We start from the raw sequence: 240 nt of genomic DNA, 5'->3' as shown, positions 1-240 counted from the left end.
CGAACACGGTCGTTAAGCTCTTTTGCGCCGATGGTAGTTGGGGGCTTCCCCCTGTGAGAGTAGGACGTTGCCAGGCATTTATTTATGGAGGATTAGCTCAGCTGGGAGAGCACCTGCCTTACAAGCAGGGGGTCGGCGGTTCGAACCCGTCATCCTCCACCATATATGCCGGTCTAGCTCAATTGGTAGAGCAACTGACTTGTAATCAGTAGGTTGGGGGTTCAAGTCCTCTGGCCGGCA

2 tRNA genes and 1 rRNA gene are annotated in these 240 nt (G+C 54.6%); all 3 read left to right on the top strand.

The window, feature by feature from the left end:
- Positions 1–76 (top strand): 5S ribosomal RNA (rrf, locus tag RYX56_RS26525); the annotation flags it as partial.
- Between the two features lie 10 nt (positions 77–86).
- Positions 87–162, top strand: a tRNA-Val gene (locus tag RYX56_RS24905).
- A 5-nt stretch (positions 163–167) separates the two neighbouring features.
- Positions 168–240: transfer RNA gene (locus RYX56_RS24900), tRNA-Thr, on the top strand.

This window comes from Alkalihalophilus lindianensis, assembly GCF_032843265.1.
In the GTDB taxonomy this organism is placed as follows: Bacteria; Bacillota; Bacilli; order Bacillales; family Bacillaceae_D; genus Alkalihalophilus; species Alkalihalophilus lindianensis.
This window is presented reverse-complemented; position numbering and strand designations above follow the sequence as displayed.